This window comes from Streptomyces spongiicola (assembly GCF_003122365.1).
In the GTDB taxonomy this organism is placed as follows: Bacteria; Actinomycetota; Actinomycetes; order Streptomycetales; family Streptomycetaceae; genus Streptomyces; species Streptomyces spongiicola.
On the sequence record NZ_CP029254.1, the window covers coordinates 43,015 to 61,716 of the forward strand.

At 73.3% G+C, this 18,702-nt stretch carries 12 protein-coding genes and 1 pseudogene; 5 read left to right on the forward strand and 8 right to left on the reverse strand.

Annotated features, from left to right (window positions below; genetic code table 11):
- Positions 1–2: 2 nt before the first annotated feature.
- The 6 genes from DDQ41_RS00180 to DDQ41_RS00205 form a co-directional block, all read right to left on the reverse strand.
- Positions 3–245, reverse strand: coding sequence for an acyl carrier protein (locus tag DDQ41_RS00180; protein WP_109292606.1), 243 nt, complete (start codon positions 243–245; stop codon positions 3–5).
- Positions 226–1,752 (reverse strand): class I adenylate-forming enzyme family protein, encoded by a 1,527-nt coding sequence (locus DDQ41_RS00185; RefSeq protein ID WP_109292607.1) that lies wholly within the window; start codon positions 1,750–1,752, stop codon positions 226–228. The genes DDQ41_RS00180 and DDQ41_RS00185 overlap by 20 nt, the downstream gene beginning before the upstream one ends.
- Positions 1,739–2,728 (reverse strand): ACP S-malonyltransferase, encoded by a 990-nt coding sequence (locus DDQ41_RS00190; protein ID WP_109292608.1) that lies wholly within the window; start codon positions 2,726–2,728, stop codon positions 1,739–1,741. The genes DDQ41_RS00185 and DDQ41_RS00190 overlap by 14 nt, the downstream gene beginning before the upstream one ends.
- A gap of 184 nt (positions 2,729–2,912) precedes the next feature.
- Positions 2,913–3,707, reverse strand: coding sequence for an ABC transporter permease (locus DDQ41_RS00195; RefSeq protein WP_109292609.1), 795 nt, complete (start codon positions 3,705–3,707; stop codon positions 2,913–2,915).
- Positions 3,704–4,696 (reverse strand): ABC transporter ATP-binding protein, encoded by a 993-nt coding sequence (locus DDQ41_RS00200; protein WP_262508305.1) that lies wholly within the window; start codon positions 4,694–4,696, stop codon positions 3,704–3,706. Before DDQ41_RS00200 ends, DDQ41_RS00195 begins: the two co-directional genes overlap by 4 nt.
- Positions 4,697–6,167: 1,471 nt before the next feature.
- The gene (locus DDQ41_RS00205) at positions 6,168–6,722 is read right to left on the reverse strand and encodes a hypothetical protein (RefSeq protein WP_109292610.1); all 555 of its coding nucleotides are present in this window, start codon (positions 6,720–6,722) and stop codon (positions 6,168–6,170) included.
- Between the two features lie 86 nt (positions 6,723–6,808).
- Between DDQ41_RS00205 and DDQ41_RS00210 the strand changes: the two genes are divergently transcribed.
- Both DDQ41_RS00210 and DDQ41_RS00215 read left to right on the forward strand, forming a co-directional pair.
- Positions 6,809–7,321 carry a PadR family transcriptional regulator gene (locus DDQ41_RS00210; protein WP_109297460.1) on the forward strand — a complete coding sequence of 171 codons (513 nt, stop codon included), beginning with the start codon at positions 6,809–6,811 and terminating at the stop codon, positions 7,319–7,321.
- A gap of 1,151 nt (positions 7,322–8,472) precedes the next feature.
- The gene (locus tag DDQ41_RS00215) at positions 8,473–9,111 is read left to right on the forward strand and encodes an ATP-binding protein (RefSeq protein WP_262508306.1); all 639 of its coding nucleotides are present in this window, start codon (positions 8,473–8,475) and stop codon (positions 9,109–9,111) included.
- Between the two features lie 519 nt (positions 9,112–9,630).
- On the opposite strand, the pseudogene DDQ41_RS00220 reads toward DDQ41_RS00215, so the two are convergent.
- Both DDQ41_RS00220 and DDQ41_RS00230 read right to left on the reverse strand, forming a co-directional pair.
- Positions 9,631–11,282 (reverse strand): annotated as a pseudogene (locus DDQ41_RS00220) (alkaline phosphatase D family protein).
- Positions 11,283–11,709: 427 nt separating this feature from the next.
- Positions 11,710–13,950 (reverse strand): MMPL family transporter, encoded by a 2,241-nt coding sequence (locus tag DDQ41_RS00230; RefSeq protein WP_109292613.1) that lies wholly within the window; start codon positions 13,948–13,950, stop codon positions 11,710–11,712.
- 183 nt (positions 13,951–14,133) lie between these two features.
- Between DDQ41_RS00230 and DDQ41_RS00235 the strand changes: the two genes are divergently transcribed.
- From DDQ41_RS00235 to DDQ41_RS00245, 3 genes are all read left to right on the forward strand, one after another.
- Positions 14,134–15,324: a sensor histidine kinase gene (locus DDQ41_RS00235; RefSeq protein WP_262508307.1), complete on the forward strand. Its 1,191-nt coding sequence runs from the start codon at positions 14,134–14,136 to the stop codon at positions 15,322–15,324.
- A 22-nt stretch (positions 15,325–15,346) separates the two neighbouring features.
- Positions 15,347–16,006, forward strand: coding sequence for a response regulator (locus tag DDQ41_RS00240; protein WP_109292614.1), 660 nt, complete (start codon positions 15,347–15,349; stop codon positions 16,004–16,006).
- Positions 16,007–16,716: 710 nt separating this feature from the next.
- On the forward strand, positions 16,717–18,666 hold the full coding sequence (locus DDQ41_RS00245) for an ABC transporter ATP-binding protein (RefSeq protein WP_109292615.1): 1,950 nt from the start codon (positions 16,717–16,719) through the stop codon (positions 18,664–18,666).
- Positions 18,667–18,702 lie beyond the last annotated feature (36 nt).

Sequence of the window (18,702 nt, forward strand, 5' to 3'; positions counted from 1 at the left end):
GGTCAGTCCCCCGTCCTGGCGGTCCGCTGCTCCTGGACGGCGCGCCACAGGCCCGCCGGGGAGGCCTGAGCGGGGTCGGCGAGGACGCCGGGGTGGAGTTCCACCTCGAACTCCTCCTCGATCGCCATCAGCAGGGCGATCGTGCGGAGCGAGTCCGCGCCGAGGTCCACGAGAGGGGTCTGCGGGTCGGTCACCGTGACGGAGCAGATCCGTTCCACGAGACGGTCAAACTGCGGCTGGTTCATGGGGGGTCCTGGTCTGTGCGGAGGAGGGTGCGGTGGTGTCGTGGTCCCGAGCCGGCGCGGCGCACAGGCGCCGCACGGCCTCTCGGTCCGGCTTTCCGTTGGCGGTCAGTGGCACGGACGGGATCGGGATGATCCGGTCGGGCAGCCGGGCGCGGTCCAGGAGCCGTGCGAGGCGCCTGCGGACCTCCTCCGGACTGTGGGAGGTCTGCACCGCCAGCCGCAGCGCCCCGTCCTCGTGCTCGGGGCGCAGCGCGACCGCCGCGGTCACCCCGGGGATCCGTTCGGCGGCGTCCTCGATCTCGGTGAGGCCCATGCGGACGCCGCGCCTCTTGATCATGTCGTCGTCGCGGCCGACGAAGTAGAGCAGGCCGGCCGCGTCGAGGTATCCCCGGTCTCCGGTGTGGAGTTCGAGCGAGCCGTCGGGACGGCGGACGTACCGGTTCTGGTCCTCCGGGGGGACCCCCCAGTAGCCGTCCATCACCGTGCTGCCCCACACCACGATCTCCCCGACCTCGCCCGGGCCGAGGGCGCACCCGTCCGCGCCGGTGACGCGCACGTGGTCGCCGGGGATCGGCCGGCCCACGGAATCCGGGTGGGCCGCGTACAGCACGGGATCGAGCACCGAGATGCGCTGGCACTCCGTCATCCCGTACATCGAGGCGAACACCGAACCGGGGAAGAGTTCCAGCAGCTCCGACACGACCGCCCTGCCCGGGCGGGCTCCCGTGTTGGTGAACAGCCGGACGCCGGTGGGCCGGCGCAGCCTGCGCTGCAGCAGGGTGAGCATCTGGGCCAGCGACGGCACGAGGGGCACGATCGTGACCCCGTGCCGCTCGATGGCGCTCAGCAGCGCCCGGTCGCCGCCGCGCTCCACCAGGACCAGGGTGGATCCGGCCTGGGCGCAGAGCAGCGCCTGGTAGAGCCCGTAGTCGAAGGAGAGCGGCAGGCGGCACAGCACGACGTCGTCGGCGCGGTAGCCGAGGCACGCGTCGACCGCCCGTACCGCCGCGAGGACCTGCCGGTGGGGGCACACCACGCCCTTCGGCCGGCCGGTCGTGCCGGAGGTGTAGACGAGCAGGGCGACGTCGTCGTCCGAGACGGCGCCGGCGAAGCAGTCGGGGGGAGAGTCCTGGATCTCCCCCCGGGCGCGGTCGACCTCCACGGTGCGCCGGGCCCGGCGGCCCGCGGTGGGGGTGCAGACAGCCAGGGCGGCCCCGCAGTCGCCGACGATGTGGTCGACCTGGGCGTCGGTCAGTTCCGGGTGGACCGGCACGAAGACGGCGCCGACGCGGAGCGTGGCGTGGAACAGGGCGAGGAAGGCACCGTCGTTGCCTCCGGCGTACACCACGCGGGCTCCGCCGGTGACGCCGTGGGCGCGCAGCCAGCCCACCGCCCGGTCCACCCTCGTGCCCAGTTCGCGGTACGAGAGGCTGCCGTCGGGGGCGACCACGGCCGGATGGCCGGCGCGCTCGGCACGGGCGCGTGCGAAGAGGTCAGAGACCGGCATGGGTCGCCCCCCTCGTCCGGGAAGCCGCGGTGAGGCGCGCCCGGACCCTCGGGAGGTCCCCCGGCGTGCTGACGGACATCACGAACAGCCCGGGAAGCCGGCGCCTGACGAGGTTGGCGAGCGTGCGGGACGGGGGCAGGGCCACGGTCACGTCCGGCGCGATCCGCCCGAGGGCGCGCAGGCACAGGTCCCAGCGCACCGGCTGCACGACCTGGTCGACCAGCCGCCGCCGGATCGTCTCCGGCCTGGTGAGCGGCTCGCCGTCGGCATTGGAGAGCAGCAGCCCGCGGGGCGGCCGGAACGGCGTCACCGCGGCCGCGGCGGCCAGGCGCCGCCGTGCGGGTTCCATGTGGCGGGTGTGGAAGGCCCCCGCGACCTTCAGCGGCTTGACCGTGCTCCCGGCGGGAGGCCTGGCCGCCAGGCGCCGCAGGTCCTCGGCCAGTCCCGCGGCCACGATCTGGCCGGCGCCGTTGAACGTCGCCGCGGTGAGGCCGTGTTCGGCGATCGCGGCGAGCGTGTCCGACTCGTCGCCGCCCACCACGGCGGCCATCGAGGTGGGCACCACGGCACAGGCGTCGGCCATGGCACGGCCGCGGATGGCGGCCAGGCGTACCGCGTCGGTGGGGCTCAGCACCCCGGCACAGGCCGCGGCGGTGATCTCGCCCACCGAGTGGCCCGCGGCCACCGCGGACGCTTCTCCGTGTTCCCCGGGTTGCCCGGGTTCCACGGGTTGCCCGGGTTCCCCGGGTTCCTCGAATTGCTCGTGGGCCAGCAGCCCCTGGGCGACCAGCAGGGGCTGGGTGTTCTCGGTCCGGGCGACCTCGGCGGCCGAGGCTCTGGTGCCGAGGTGCACCAGATCGACGTCGGCGGCCTCGGACCAGGCCCGGACCCGCGCGGCGAGCGCCGGGTCGCGCAGCCAGGCGGCCAGCATCCCGGGGGTCTGGGAGCCCTGTCCCGGTGCGATGAAGGCAATCACCAGCTCTACACCCTTCTTGGTGGGGAGGACATGTCGCGCACGGCCGTCGGCGGACGGTGCCGCACGGGCGGCGGGGTCGTAGGGGCTTGGGGTCGTAGGGGCTTGGGGTCGTAGGGACCAGGGGGCTGGGGGGCCAGGGGTTTGAGCAGGCCGGTGGGCACGGGGGTTGCCGAACGGCGGTGCGCTACAGACGGCTTGTGCTGTGCCTGAAGCGGCGGATCGCCATGAAGGAGAAGGCGGCCAGCCAGGCGGCCACGTTCAGCGCGGCGCCCGCCAGACCGGAGTGCTCACCGCTGAACGAGTAGCCGTCGGTGAGGGCGTAGCGGGCCAGCGCCGAGACGCCGTACAGGGGTGTGTACCGGGCGATCTCGAGCAGGGTGCCGCTGAGCGGGATGAACAGGTTGCCGAGGAAGGCGAGCGCGGTCATCACCAACCCGGGTATGTGGGTGACGGTTTCGGGCTTGAGGGCCAGCCCCAGCGCGATGCCGAGGGCGGCGAAGACGGCGGAACCGAGCCAGGCGGCGAGCAGCGACGTGACCCAGACGCTCGGCTCCGCGCGAGCGCCGGTGGCGAATCCGACCACCCCGACGACGGCGACGGGTACGGCGGCCATCATCACCGAGCAGAGCACCTTCACGAGGAGGTACCCGGGTGGAGCGAGCGGGCTCAGGGCGATCGTGCGCATCCAGCCGGTGGACTTCTCGATCGAGATGGTCGCCGCGGAACTGATGGCCGCCATCGCCGCTCCGTAGACGGCGAGGCCCGTCATCATCCAGGCGGCGAAGTTGCCGTGCGCGAGCGTCCCGCCGTCCGGGCCCGTCCGGAACAGGGCCAGGTAGAGGACCGCGGGCAGCAGGATGGTGAAGACCGCGGTCTGGCGGCTGAATCGCCGCCGGAGTTCGAAGGAGACGAAGGTGGGGTTCACTCCGCCGAAAGGCGAGGTCCGTACGCGGGGGGCGGATGTCTCTGCGGTGCTCATCGCCGGACCTCCCGGACGTCTCGGTCTCGGTCTCGGTCGTGGTCGTGGTCGTGGTCGTGGTCGGTGATGGCCAGGAAGGCATCCTCGAGGCTGCGCGGCGCGACCTCGATCTCGGTGGCGGACGTCCGGTGGAGCAGCAGACGCAGCACGGAGTCGGAGTCCGTGCAGTCGAAGCAGTGGCGGTCGCCGCGCACCGTGCTGGAGCGGACCTCGGGAGAAGCGGCCACCAGGGCGGCCTCCACGGCGGTCATCCGGGCCGAGACGGCGCGTCCGCTGATGGCGGCTCTGATGGTGGACACGGAGCCGTCGGCGACGAGCCTGCCGCGGTCGATCATCACGACCCGGTCGGCGAACTGCTCCGCCTCCTCCACGTAGTGGGTGGCGAACATGACCGTCGTGCCGCGCGCCGCGTCCTGCCGCACGGCGGCCCAGAACTCCCGGCGGGCCGCCACGTCCATGCCGGCCGTCGGTTCGTCCAGGACCAGGAACTCGGGCTCGGGCAGCAGGGCGAGAGCGAAGCGCAGCCGTTGCTGCTCGCCTCCCGAGCACTCGGCGACCTTCCGCCGCCGCAGCGCGGTGATGCCGGCCCGGCGGATGGCGCTCTCGGGATCCGCACCGGGGTGCAGCGAGCCGAGCATCCGCACGGTGGCCCGGACGGTCAGGTCGGGCAGCAGCCCGCCCGTCTGCAGTACGGCACCGACCCGTCCGGAACGCACCGCCTGCTGCGGGGGCCCGCCGAAGAGCCGCACCTCGCCCGAATCCGGTGCGAGCAGTCCCAGCAGTATGTCGATGGTGGTGGTCTTCCCGGCGCCGTTCGGCCCCAGGAACGCCACGACCTCTCCTCGCCGTATGCGTAGATCGAGACCGTTGACGGCGGCGAACTCAGCGCCTTTCGTATCGGCGTAGCGCTTGACGATCTTACTCAGCACGGCGACCTCGGCAGAGATCGTCTCTCTGGATTCCGGTCGTTGCCGGACATGGGCCATCATGAGAATCTCCATAATTTGCTAGAGTTACCTCGCGGCTATTTGCAAGAGATCTGTAGAGTTGTGATCTACTTCACGGCCGTGCCGCGGGTGCCGGAGTTCGCATGAAGCTCGCTGGAAAGCCGGCCCGGTCTCCTCTCGGCGCACCCGGCGCACCCGGCCGGCCGGCGCCGCCTCGACGCAGCGGGGGCCCACCGGCCTCCGCCCCGGCGTTCCGGCGGGCCCCCGCCACCCCGCCTCTCCGCATCGCGGCCGCCCGGGGTGCCGACCCGGGGTGTCACCGCGGATCGGGGAGTCCACGGCCTCCCGGCGGGGCGGCCTCGAACAGCACCGCACCGGACCCGCCGGCCGGCGGCCGCCACCCGGCGGAAGCGGCCCGGAGCCGTCGGGGTGGGGGCCGGATGCGCGGCCCGGCCGGCACCCGTCTTCATGGGTCCTCATTCGTTCTCGCCTCATGGTGGGTCTCTCAACGAGTGCTTCACCGCGGCCTGTTCACCGGCCGCCGAGGACAGAGCGGTGACAAGCCGCCCGCGGCAGCGATGCACGGGGGCGGCCGTCGATGGGGCGCGAGGGCTTCGAGCACCCTCGCGGTTCGCTCTTCCTGCCAGCCGGAAAAAGCCGAGCGGGTGCCGGGACGGCACTCACACTCGCGTTACTGACTGCAAAGATCGACCAGTGCTCATGCACGTGGCCGCCCTTGTGGTGATGAACCTAGCGAGGAAATCGGACCATATCGGTAAGGAGATGGTGCGGAGATGGCAAAGTGCTTTCCTGCTATATGCAATTAATGTTTGCGTGCGCTTGTGAAACCGATGGTGGGCAAAGGCTCCGGCCGGAATCGACGAGGGGTGCGCGGCCGGGAGCCGGCCCGGCCCGGGCCGGCTCCCGGCGGACTCGATGACTCCCGGCGGACTCGGCCCCGGCGCGATGTCCGGGCGCCATGCCCGGGCGCGTCCCGCACGCCTCCGGCGAGCGCGGGCGGGACGGGTGCGCGGGTTCGGCGGGAGCCGGTTCGCCGGTTCGCCGGGACGGCGGCGCGGCGGGGCGGCGGCGCGGCGGGACGGCGGGACGGGAATCCCCGCCGGCGGGACGGCGGGACGGGAGTCGCGCCGGCGGGCAATGCGGCGGTCGGCCGTGCGGCGAGGAGAAGCCGGGTTGCCGCCGGCTGCGCGGGGCGCGGCGGGGGAGGCGGGTGCCGACCGGGTGGGGAGCAGGCCCGGTTCGCTCACGGCGTGTTGCGGGGCCCGGGAGCGCGCCCCGCATCGCGCCGCGCCGCGTTCGTCCGGCACGGGAAGCGACGCGCTGCCCGCCGGAACCGGCGGCTGCGGGCCGCCGCGCCGGCCGGAAACCGGTGGCGCCGTCCACACGCCATCCCAACGCCGCCCGCACGCCGCCCGCACGCCATCCACACACCACCCGCACGCCATCCGGACGCGGCGGGTCCGCTCATACGGCCGGCGGAAGCCGGCTCCGTTCAGGAGGCGGCGGCCTTGCCCCGGATGTGCGCGACGTAGCGGACGGTGAAGAGCATCGGGACGGCGAATCCGGCGAGTTGCACGACGATCGCCGCGGTCGAGTGGGCGCTTCCGGCGTATGCCTCCAGTGCGAGGACGACCGCGGTCAGGGCGAAGGCCGCCGTCCACACGGCGGTGATGACGACATTGGTACGGATGAAGGCCCTGCGGGTCCAGACCTCCCTCGGCGTGGTGCGCCGGGCGATGCCCAGGGTGAACGGCCTGCCTATGGCCAGGGAGGCCCCGGCGATGACCGCGAGGGTGCCGGAGGCGAGCGCGGCGGAGTACTCGTGCAGGCCCGACTGCGGATCGCTGAAGGCCGTGAAGGCCAACGCGGCGAAGAAGAAGGCCGAGCCGAGTTCGATGATCAGGGCGTCGAATCCGCTCCCGGCCCGCCGCTGAAGGCGAATGATCACGATGGCGACCGCCAGCGCGGCCAGTGACGCCCACTGCCAGTGCTGCGAGGGGACTGCCGCGAAGACGATCCACGGCAGGAACGTCCGCAGGTAGGACATGATCCCTCCCAAGGGTATCAGTTATGACATGTCGAAAGTAGAAGGTGCAGGGTCGATATGTCAATTGTGGAATGTAGGGTGTGGGCATGAGCCTCAGACACGCACTGCTCGGTCTCCTGTCGGAGCGCCCCGCCAGCGGATACGACCTGCTGAAGCGCTTCGAGACCTCACTGGCCAACGTCTGGCCCGCGACCCAGAGCCAGATCTACACCGAGCTGACCAGGCTGGCGGGCGCCGGTCTCATCACGGTGGCGGCCGAGGGGCCGCGCGGCCGCAAGGAGTACGTCCTCACCGACACGGGACTGTCCGAACTGCGGCACTGGCTGACCGAGACGAAGCCCCAACTCAGCACCCGCAGCGACGTGCTGCTGCGCGTCTTCTTCCTCGGTGTGCTGGAGCCCGGGCAGGCGCGCGCCTATCTGACCGGGCTCATCGAGATGTCCGAGGAGGGATACCGGGAGCTGCGCGGACTCACGGACGCCATCGACTGGGGCGACGACGATCTCTCGGTGTACGGACGGATCGCCCTGGAGTACGGCCTGCGGTTCAACGCGATGCGCCGCGAGTGGGCCGAGTGGGCCGCCGGAGAGATCAACTGAACCCGGCGGCCTGACGGACCGCCGGCACCGGTCAACCGGAGACTCCGCAGCCGCCGGGACGACCGGCGCCGCTCGCCCCGCGGCCGGTGCGGCCACCACCTCCGCGAAGTGGGGCGCCGGTCGCGAGGCGCACGACCGGTCACCCGCCCGCGGCGCGGCGGCGCCATGGCCGGAACGCCGCCCGGGTCGGCATCGCCACCGCCCGCACCACGCCACCGCCCGCACCACCCCGGCCGCCTCCCGGCCACCGCAACCGCCTCCCGGCCACCGCAACCGTCTGCCGGCGCGCCATCGAGCCGTCGCGCTCCCGGCCGCGCCCACCCCGGGCCCGGCGACCGCGACGAGGACCGCGGCGCGGATCGCGCCGGAGATCCTGGACCGGCCGCCGCCGCCGGCGGTCCGGCAGGATCGGCGCCGACCGGCCCTTCCGCCCCCGAGGCCGCGAGAGGGCTCGGGGCGGACGTGTGGGCCCCGCCGATTCGCACGGCAGGCCGCCGCGGGCCCCGCCGGCAGGCCACCGCCGCGGTCCGCGGCATCGAACTCCGCCTATCGCACCGGTCGGTGTCCGGCGGCCTTCCCGTTCCCGCATCTCTCGCACTCCGCCCGCTGCCGGTGTACGGCCGGTGCGAACGCCGGTCGAACGCCGGTGGGGGGGATCCGGCCGGAAACCGGCGGGGCCCGCGGAACCCCGCTCCCCCGGCCCGGCACACGGGAGCAGGCGGTGCGCTGCCGCCTCCCGCCAGCGGGCAGCGGGCAACGGGCAACCGGCAGCGGCCGTCGTGGCGAGCGGCCGCAGACCGCGGCACCGGGGGCGGTTCACGCCGGCCCGGCTCGCATCCCGGGCTTCCGGCAGGCGTTCCCCGGGTGCGGTCCCGTCGGCAGGAAGGGACACCCGGTGCGGTCGAGAGCGGTTCCTCAAACCTGCGGACTGACGGTCTTGTACATCCTATATTTCACCTTTGCCCGATGTTTAGTGTAATGCGCGCTACAGTTCCCTTGCCTACGAGGCATCGTGCAGCGTTCTCCCCCGCTACCTCCTTTGGGGCCCGCAAGGGGGTCTTCGGCCTTCGGGTCCGGCATCACTCGACCCCTCCCGCTCGCTCACCGTCGTACCGAGCGCCGAGCCGGCAGCTCGGAAAGGACTGATCCTCATGGCCTCTCCCGCTATCGGCCGCCTCGCGTCATCCCGTGCCCGGCTGCGCCTTCGCCGATTCATGTGGAGACCGGGGCGGGGGCTGCCGGACCGCGCCCGCGGTCCGGCGAACCCTGCCCTGTCCTTCGGTGCCCGTCAGGCGGCGCTCTGGTCCCGTATGACGCTGCCCCTGCGGCCACTGGAATCCCCCCGTGCGCGGGCCACCGAGCGGGAGACGTCCTGGCCCCTGCGGCGGGAGCCCGCCTCGGTCCGCCGGGCCAGGCACCTGGCGGTCGCACAGCTCGGTCTCTGGGGGCTGCGGGAGCCGCCTGACCTGGAGGAGACCGTCGTGCTCCTGGTCAGCGAACTGGTCACCAACTCGGTGCGCCATACACGCGGTCCCCTGCGGCTCAATCTGCGGGTCCGCGACGGCCGCCTCTGCTGCGAGGTGGAGGACACCAACAGCGACGGCCCGGCGGGCGACCCGGCAGGCGACCCGGCGGGCCGCGCGGCCGGGCACGGGGGCGACAGCTGGGCCGAAGGAGGCCGGGGCATCGGCATCCTCGACGCCCTCGCCGACGCATGGGGCAGCTTCCGCACCGCCACCGGCAAGACGACATGGTTCGAAGTCGAGGCGAACGCGCCGGCGGTCGCCTGACACCGCTCGGCGGCGCTGTGGCCCGCGGGCGTCAACGGCCGGGCGGCTTGCGCGAAGTCGGCTGCTGATCCGGCCTGGGTCCTTGTGCCGGTCGAGGCTCCATCGCCGCCCGGCCCGCGGCCACGAAGCCGTTCCCATCTGTTCCGCACCGTTCCGCGCCATGAACTACCCCAAGGAGCCGAGTTGGCGGATGCGGCGCCATATGGCCGCAGGGCGGCCCCGGTTCCTGCATGAACGTGGTGAACGTGATGTCCGGCGGATCGGCACCGTCCGGGCGGGGACGCGGCTCGTGGACCGCGTTGTGCTGCCGGCGGGCGGCCGGCCGCGTGGACGCGCGCTCCGGATGCCGGTCGGATGCAGATCGAACCCCGGTCGAACGCCGGTCGAGAAGGGGTGGGCGGCTGTTGACCGGCAGACGCGCAGCGGAACCGCGGGAGCGGCTGAGCAGCCGGGCGGGGAGGTCGGTGGGATACGGGCCGGGCGGGCCCGGCCCGCCCGGCCCCTCCCCCACTGCCGGCTTCAGCGCACCGGCCCGCTGACGCGCTCGACCTGCTGGGTTCCGCTGCGGGTCCGATAGGAGCGGACCCAGCCGGCCGTTGCGTCGGCCCTCCTCCGGTCGGACAGGATGTAGTAGTCCATCTGCGAGCGCTCGGCGGTCACGTCCAGCACGCCGTAGCCGTGGTGGTCCAAGTCGAGCCACTTCACATGGCGGTTGGCGGCCCTGACGGCGGTGGCCGCCACGAGGGACACCGTGCCGGGGGCCACCCGCAGGACGTCGTCGAGGTTCTCTGTGGTCACCGACGCCACCACGAACTCGGTCGCCGCCGACCTCGAAACCGGGTACGTGGCCGCCGTGACCGGCACGTCGTTGGCCCACGCCGTGTGGATGTCGCCGGTGAGGAAGACGGTGTTCTCGATCCCCCGGTCGGTCAGATGCCTCAGCAGTTCCCTCCGGTCGTCGGTGTAGCCGTCCCACTGGTCCACGTTGACCGCGAGCCCCTCCCTCGGCAGCCCGAGCACTTCGGCTATCGGCCCCAGCAGATGGGCGGGCAGCGCGCCGAAGGCGAGCGGTGAGATCATCACCGAGGTGCCGACGAGCTTCCAGGCGGCGTCGGAGGACGCCAGGCCCGCCTTCAGCCAGTCGAGCTGGGCCCGGCCGGTGATCGTGCGCTCCGGGTCGTCGACCCTGCCGCTGCCCACCGACGCCTGCTCGGAGCGGAAGGACCGCAGGTCCAGCAGATGCAGATCGGCCAGCCTGCCGAAGCGCAGCCGGCGGTAGACCGTGCCCTCCGTGGAGGTGCGCACCGGCATCCACTCGAAGTAGGCCTGCTTCGCCGCGGCGGCCCGGGCCGCGTAGTCGCCCTCGGTGCCGGGAGTGTGGTTCTGCGCGCCGCCGGACCAGGCGTCGTTGGCGATCTCGTGGTCGTCCCAGATCGCGACGAGCGGATGGGCGGCGTGCATCGCCTGGAGGTCGGGGTCGGTCTTGTACGTGCCGTGCCGGGTACGGTAGTCGGAGAGTGTCGTGATCTCGTGGGCGGGCTCGTGCCGGCGCACCACGTGGTCGTCGTCCGGAAGATGCCGGTGCCGTACTCGTAGATGTAGTCGCCGAGGTGCAGGACCGCGTCCAGGTCGGCGCGGGCCGCGAGATGGCGGTACGCGGCGAAGTACCCGGACTCCCAGTTGGCGCAGGACACCACGCCGAAGCGCACCCCCGGCGCGGCGGCGTCCGCCGCGGGCGCGGTCCGGGTACGGCCGACGGGGGAGACCGCGGTGCCGGAGAGGAAGCGGAAGTAGTAGGCGGTCGCCGGGCGCAGGCCCCTGACGTCGACCTTGACGGTGTGGTCGGCGGCCGCGGTGGCGGTGGTCCGGCCAGCGGCGACGATGCGGGTGAACTCCCCGTCCTCCGCGGCCTGCCAGTCCACTTCGACATCGGGTCCCTTGCCGGAGCCGGGCGGCGCGTCGGGGACCGGGGTGACGCGGGTCCACAGCAGTACGCCGTCGGGAAGAGGGTCCCCGGACGCGACTCCGTGCACGAAGGCAGGGGCCTGCTCCCGGGCGGACGCGGGCGAGGCCGCGTGGGTGCCGGCCGTCACGGATCCGGCGACAGCGGTGGCGGCGGCGGCCTTGACGACCGTGCGCCGACTGGTGGTTGTGCGGACTCTGTCCTTCACGTCGGGTCAGGCTACCGGCCGGTCGCCCGAACGGGCAGTCGGATTCAGGCACGTTCGGCACGACCGGCCGGCACAGGGGGCTCCGGTGGGAGAGCGCGGCCGATTCCGAGATCACGATCGCGCCATCGCATACCGGCACCGTCCCCCGGGAGCCTGCGGGAGCGATCGCCGCGAGCCGGCCGCGCCGCCGGACGGACGCCGCCGTGCGTGGTCTCGGGTACGCACCGGACGCCCGGCGCCGGCGGGGATGAACGAACGCCGGCATCGGGGCTTGCGGGTTTCCGCGGCTCACGGATGTCGCGGACGTCACGGGCGTCGCGGGCGTCGCGGGCCTCACGGACGTCACGGGCGTCGCGGATGTCGCGGATGTCGCGGGCGTCTCGCGGGCGTCGCGGGCCTCCTTCCTCCGGGTGCGGCGGTGGCCGGATCAGCCGGTGGGCAGGGTGGTCTTCGGCTCCTCGCGCGCCTCGGTGCGGCCGCCGCGCGCGGTGCCGCCGTCGATGTCGACGGCGGGCAGGAGGCGGTCGAGCCACGCCGGGAGCCACCAGCAGGCGTCGCCCAGGAGCTTCATCGTGGCGGGGACGAGCACCATCCGGACGACCGTGGCGTCGACGGCGATGGCGGTCGCCAGGCCGAGTCCCAGCATCTTGGTGGTCGGGTCCTCACCGAGGACGAAGCCGAGGAACACCGACACCATGATGAGCGCGGCCGAGGTGATCACCCGGGCGGTTCCGGCGAGACCGCGCACCACGGAGCCGTCGTTGTCGCCGGTCGCGAGATAGTGCTCGCGCACCCGGGAGAGCAGGAACACCTCGTAGTCCATCGACAGCCCGAACACGATGGCGAACATGAACATCGGGATGAACGACACGATCGGCACGGGGGATTCGAGGCCGATCAGCGAGGCCCCCCACCCCCACTGGAACACCATCACCAGCACCCCGTACGCGGCGCCGATGCTCAGCAGGTTCAGCGCGGCGGCCTTGAGCGGGACGAGGACCGAGCGGAACACCACGGTCAGCAGCAGCAGCGACAGCAGGACCACCGCCGTGACGAACAGCAGCAGGCGGTCCTTCACCCGGTCGCCGAGATCGGCGAAGGCGGCCGTCTGCCCTCCGACGTGGGCGCGGGCCGGGCTGCCGTCGAGCACCGCGGGGAAGACCTCGGAGCGCAGCCGTTCGACCGTCGCCCGCGTCGCGTCGTCCTGGGGGGCGGTGGCCGCCACCGCCAGCAGCACGGCCACGTCCGCTTCCGTGTCGATCCGCGGCGGCGCCACCGAGGCGATCCCCGGGTCCCCGGTGACGGCGTCGTACAGCGGCTCGACCACGGAGGTGTCGCCGGCGAGGTCGACCGCGATGGCGAGAGGACCGTTGGCGCCCGGCCCGAAGCCGTCGGCGACCAGGTCGTACGCCTGACGCTCGGTCCGGGAGCCCGGCAGCGTGCCCTCGTCGGGGAAGCCGAGGCGCAGCGCGAGCACGGGCGCGGCCAGCGCGAGCAGCAGCACCGTGGTGGCGACGGCGTAGGCGGCGGCGTGGCGGGTGACGTGCGCGCCCCAGCGCCGCCAGCGGCGCCGGGTGCGGGGGTCGCGGCCGTCCCGCGGGGCCCGGCGCCGGGGCAGGCCGAACCGGTCGATGGAGCGCCCGGCGAGTCCGAGGAACGCGGGCAGCAGGGTGATCGAGGCCGCCACCATGATGAGCACCACGGCGGCGATGGCGACACCGGCCGCGGCGATGAAGGGAATTCCGGCGACCGCGAGCCCCAGGATCGAGACGACGACCGTGCCGCCCGCGAAGACGACGGCCTGGCCGGCGGTCGCGACCGCGCGTCCGGCCGACTCCTCGACGGCCATCCCGGCGGCCAGCTGCTCGCGGTGGCGGGTGACGAGGAAGAGCGCGTAGTCGATGCCCGCGCCGAGGCCGACCATGGAGGCGATCACCGGCGCCCAACTCGGTATCTCCACCAGATAGGTGATGAGCGGCATGGCGCTCACGCCCAGGGCCAGGCCGAAGAGCGCCATGCCGATCGGCAGGCCCATGGCGATCAGCGACCCGAAGGCGGCCAGCAGGACGACGACGGCGGCCAGCAGCCCGATGAGCTCACCGGTGCCGGTCTCCGGTTCCTCGAAGGACATGAACAGATCACCGCCCGCCTCGACCCGGAGCACGGTGTCGCCGGCACGGGCGGAGACGATCCTCTTCAGGTCCTCCAGATCACCGGCGTCGAGCTTCCCGACCACCGGATAGCGCAGGGTCACCAGCGCCACGCGCCCGTCGGGCGAGACGGTGCCGTTGGCCACGGCAGCTCTGCCCCCGCCGCGCAGACCGCCGGCCGGGTCGGATGCCGTCAGCACGGCCGGCAGTCGGGACAGCTCGGTCTGGAGGCCGGCAAGGGCCCGGCGGGCGGCAGGGCTGCCGAAGAACGTCTCGCCGTCGTCCCGCGGTGTCGCCGCGACGCGGGCGGTCAGGCCGGCATCGCCCGAACCCGCCTCGGACAGCAGCGCGGCCGCGCGCTGGGAGTCGAGCCCGGGGGCGTCGAAGGTGTCCTCGAGGTCGCGGCCGACGGCGGCCGAGGCGGTGATGACGACGACGGCGGCCAGGACCCAGGCGCCGATCGCGCGCCAGGGATGCCGGGCGGCGAACCGGCCGAGCCGGAACAGCAGGGACGACACGTCAGTTCTCCTCGGGGTGTCGGTGTGCCGGAGGCCGGTGTGCGCACCCGGCTCCGCCATGGTGTCGGCGGGCGGGGTGCGCACACCTCGGCCCAGGGGCCGTGAACCGCCGCCGAAAGCACGAAGCCGGCACCGTACTTTCGGCCGATCCGGCGGTGCGCGGGGGCCTCTACGATGAGCCGCGTGCGACACCTCATCCGCGCTCTTCGAGGCGAGACCCGCGCTCTGTGGGACAAGGGCCGTGCCCTGTGGGGGGAGACCGGTGCACCGGTCTCCCCCGGCCCCGGGCGGCGCGACCGGGCGCTGGCCGGGGTGCTGGTGCCCGTCGCCGTGCTGGAGGGGGTTCTCCGGCCGGATGTCCCCTGGCGGGCCCTGTCGTTGGTCGTCGGGGTCGGCCTCATCGCTACGCTGCTGTGGCGGCGTACCAGGCCGCTACTCATGGTCCTGGTCGCGTTCGGCACGCTGCTGCTCAGCCAGGTGTGGGCGCTGGTGCTGGGCGGAGGGCAGCCGGGGCTCAACACCATGATGTACATGCTGCTGCTGCCCTACGCGCTGTTCCGCTGGGGATCGAAGCGCGAGGCGATGATCGGCCTGCCGGTGATCCTGGTGCCTGCCGTGATCTCGGTCCCGCTCACCAGCACCAGTCCGGGCGACGCGATCGCCGGCTTCGCCCTTCTCTTCGCCGCGATGGCGCTGGGCGAGGCGCTGCGGTACCGGGCGTACGCCCGCGCCCGGCAGTTCGAACAGGTCAAGCTGGTCGAGCGCGAGCAGCTGGCCCGCGATCTGCACGACACGGTCGCGCACCACGTGTCGGCCATCGCGATCCGGGCCCAGGCGGGGCTGGCCGTCTCGGCGGCCGACCCCGCGGCCGCCGGGGAGGCGCTGCGGGTGATCGAGACGGAGGCGTCACGCACCCTGGCCGAGATGCGCTCCATGGTCCGCGTCCTGCGCCGCGCCGACGAGCGCGCCGGACTGGCCCCGCTGCCGCTGGCCACCGACCTGGACGACCTCCGGCGCGCCGGCGCGGGCCCCGCGGTCGACGTCGAGATCACCGGTGATGTCGCCGGTCTCGCTCCCGCGCTGTCGACGGCGGTCTACCGGCTCGTCCAGGAGTCGGTCACCAACGCACGCCGGCACGCACGCCACGCCTCACGCATAGCGGTGCGGGTCGCGGCCGACGAGCGCTCGGTGCACCTGCGGGTGAGCGACGACGGCGACGCCGTTCACCCGCGGACGGGCGGGTCGCCCGGCTATGGTCTCCTCGGGATGGCGGAACGGGCGGGCCTGCTGGGCGGTTCGCTCAGCGCCGGCCCGGACCCCGGCCGCGGATGGACCGTGACCGCCGTGCTTCCGAGGAACGGATCGGCATCGTGAGCGTGCGTGTGGTGTCGGCATCGTGAGCGTGCGTGTGGTGGTCGCCGACGATCAGGAGATCGTGCGGACCGGGCTCACCATGATCCTGAACGCGCAGCCCGGCATCACGGTCGTCGGCCAGGCCGCCGACGGCCACCGCGCCGTGGAACTCGCCCGCTCCCTGCGCCCCGACGTCTGCCTCTTCGACATCCGGATGCCCGGGATCGACGGCATCGAGGCGACCCGGCGGCTCACCGGTGCGGGCGCCGCCGACCCGCCCGCGGTCGTGGTGATCACCACCTTCGATCTCGACGAGTACGTGCACGCCGCCCTCAAGGCGGGCGCCCGCGGCTTCCTCCTCAAGGACGCCGGACCCGGCATGCTCGCGCAGGCCGTTCACGCGGCGGCGCGCGGCGATGCGCTGATCGCCCCGAGTGTCACGGCGCGTCTGCTCGCGGCGTTCGCGCACACCGGTGCGGCCCCGGCGGCACCACCGCAGCCGGTCGAGGCGCTGACCCACCGCGAGGAGGCGGTCCTCGCCGCGGTGGCCCGGGGGCGGACCAACGCCGAGATCGCCGCCGAACTGCACATCAGCCTCAGTACGGTCAAGAGCCATGTCGCCCGGCTGATGGACAAGCTCGGCGCACGCAATCGCGTCGAGATCGCGATGTGGGCCTACGAGACCGACCGCGCCGGGAGTTGAGGCGCCACGCGGCGTCCGGACAGTCGGCAGCGGCCGGCAGCGATCGGCAGCGGCCGGCCGTCCGCGGCGGTGGTGCAGGCGCAGGGTGGGTGCCGCGGCAGCGCTCGACGCGGGCGTAGAGCGGTGCGGCGAGTCCGGCGTCCGCCCCCGCCGGGGCGGCCGGCAGCGGCCCGTCCGGCAACACCGGCGCCCGCGGGGCCGCTCCGGTGCCGGGGACGCGCGCCTCGGTGCCGTCGCGGGCAGGGCCGCCCATGACGAGTGACGCTCGGGCGGGACGGGGCGCGGGGGCGTCCGGGAAGGCCGGAGAGGCGGCGAAGGCGGGGGAAGGCGGGACGGCCGGAACGGCGGGAAGGCCGGAACGGCGGGAAGGCCGGACCGCCGGGAAGGCCGGGACGGGAGCCGCCCGAGGCCGGACCGCCGGGAGCGGGCCCGGCCGAAGGGCGACGCCTCCGGTGAGGCCACCGATGAGGCCGCCGGTGAGGCCGCCGCAGCGGGCAGGGAGTCCGCGGGGGAGCCGCGAGGTACGTCGCCTTCCACTCCGCCGGGACGGCGGCCGCAGATGAGCCGGAGCGGCGCCCCCGCACCGCCGATGACAGCCGGTACCGACTTCGATGCGATGTGTCATGCGGCACAAGTCGGGAACGAAAGGCGCAAAACCGGACACGTTACCCTTGAAGGACCGACCCGCTACCAAGGCCCGTGACCGAGCCATGCCCACCGCAGACTCCCTCAGGACCCTGGCCCCCCGTCCACCCGCCGCCCGCACGCCCAGAACCGCCCCGCCCGGCCCCACCGAGCGGCCCCGTGAACTCCGCCGCGTCCTGGGTCTCTTCCGGCCCTACCGAGGGCGTGTCGCCCTCGTCGGCCTCCTGGTCGGAGCCTCCTCGCTGGTGGCCGTCGCCTCCCCCTTCCTGCTGCGGGAGATCCTGGACACCGCGATCCCCCAGGGGCGCACCGGGCTGCTCGGCCTCCTGGCCATGGGCATGATCGTGATCGCCCTGGTGTCGGGCGTCTTCGACGTGCTGCAGACACTGCTGTCCACCACGGTCGGCCAGCGGGTCATGCACGATCTGCGGACTTCCGTCTACGGGCACCTGCAGAAGGTGCCCCTGACCTTCTTCACCCGGACCCGCGGCGGCGAGGTGCAGTCCCGAATCGCCAACGACATCGGGGCGATGCAGGCCACCGTGTCGTCCACAGCCACGTCCCTGGTCTCCAACCTCACCGCGGTGGTGGCCACGGTCGTGGCGATGCTGGCACTCGACTGGCGGCTGACCGCCCTGTCCCTGCTGCTGCTCCCCTTCTTCTCCTGGATCAGCTTCCGGGTGGGCCGGGAACGCAAGAAGATCACCGCCCGCCGCCAGAAGCAGATGGCCTCCATGACGGCTGTCGTCGCGGACTCCCTCTCCATCGGAGGCATCCTGCTGGGCCGGACCATGGGGCGGTCCGCATCGCTGGCCGAAGCCTTCACTGAGGAATCCGGGAAGGTCGCTCGCCTGCAGGTCAGTTCGAGCATGGCGGGACGCTGGCGGATGGCGTCCATCAGCGTCGCCATGGCGGCCATGCCCGCCCTCGTCTACTGGGCCGCGGGACTCGCCCTGCACAGCGGTGTGGCCACCCTGTCGCTCGGCACGCTGGTGGCGTTCGTGACGTTGCAGCAGGGGCTGTTCCGTCCCGTGGTGAAACTGCTGTCGACGGGTGTGAAGATCCAGGCCTCGCTGGCCCTCTTCGCGCGGGTCTTCGAGTATCTGGACCTTCCGGCGACCGTGACCGAGCGGAAGCACCCCGTCCAGCTGGCCCGGCCGCGGGGCGAAGTGCGGTTCGAAGGGGTCGACTTCGCCTACGACCCGGGTGACGGGCCGATTCTCCGGGACATCGACCTCAGCGTCCCGGCCGGGACGTCACTCGCGGTGGTGGGCGCCACGGGCTCGGGCAAGAGCACGCTCGGACACCTGGTGCCCCGCCTCTACGACGTCACCGCGGGCCGGGTGACCCTCGACGGCGTCGACGTACGCGACCTCGGTTTCGAGACCCTGTCCCGGACCGTGGGCGTGGTCTCCCAGGAGACGCACCTCTTCCACGCCTCCGTTGAGGAGAACCTCCGCTTCGCGGCACCGGAGGCGACGCACGAGCAACTCGTCGAGGCCGCGCGAGCCGCCCGGATCCACGACCACATCGCGTCCCTCCCCGACGGCTACGACACGGTCGTCGGAGAACGCGGCCACCGCTTCTCGGGCGGCGAGAAACAGCGGCTGGCCCTGGCACGCACCATGCTGCGCAATCCGCGCGTCCTCATCCTCGACGAGGCCACCAGCGCACTTGACACCCGCACCGAACGCGCGGTGCAGCAGGCCGTCGACGCGCTGTCGGCCGGGCGCACCACCATCACCATCGCGCACAGGCTGTCGACCGTGCGGGACGCCGACCGGATCGTTGTCCTGGACGGCGGACGCATCGTCGAGCAGGGCACCCACGAGGAACTCGTGGAGCGTGGCGACAGGTACGCGGAGCTGGTACGTCGCGACACCGAACCGCTTCCGGCCGCTCGGGACACCGAACGGGTTCCCACCGCTCGCGACACCGAACCGCTTCCGGCCGCTCGGGACACCGGTCGGATTCCCGCCGCTCGCGACACCGAACGGGTTCCCGCCGCGGTGTGAGACGGCGGCGGAACGGCCCGGGCGGGATCCGTGCGG

What these genes read in the sequence shown, in the direction of transcription:
- DDQ41_RS00215 (WP_262508306.1), top strand. Translation starts at nt 8,473, where the DNA reads ATGGCCTCTCCCGCTATCGGCCGCCTCGCGTCATCCCGTGCCCGGCTG.
- DDQ41_RS00245 (WP_109292615.1), top strand. Translation starts at nt 16,717, where the DNA reads ATGCCCACCGCAGACTCCCTCAGGACCCTGGCCCCCCGTCCACCCGCC.
- DDQ41_RS00180 (WP_109292606.1), bottom strand. Translation starts at nt 245, where the DNA reads ATGAACCAGCCGCAGTTTGACCGTCTCGTGGAACGGATCTGCTCCGTC.
- DDQ41_RS00200 (WP_262508305.1), bottom strand. Translation starts at nt 4,696, where the DNA reads ATGATGGCCCATGTCCGGCAACGACCGGAATCCAGAGAGACGATCTCT.
- DDQ41_RS00195 (WP_109292609.1), bottom strand. Translation starts at nt 3,707, where the DNA reads ATGAGCACCGCAGAGACATCCGCCCCCCGCGTACGGACCTCGCCTTTC.
- DDQ41_RS00205 (WP_109292610.1), bottom strand. Translation starts at nt 6,722, where the DNA reads ATGTCCTACCTGCGGACGTTCCTGCCGTGGATCGTCTTCGCGGCAGTC.
- DDQ41_RS00210 (WP_109297460.1), top strand. Translation starts at nt 6,809, where the DNA reads ATGAGCCTCAGACACGCACTGCTCGGTCTCCTGTCGGAGCGCCCCGCC.
- DDQ41_RS00185 (WP_109292607.1), bottom strand. Translation starts at nt 1,752, where the DNA reads ATGCCGGTCTCTGACCTCTTCGCACGCGCCCGTGCCGAGCGCGCCGGC.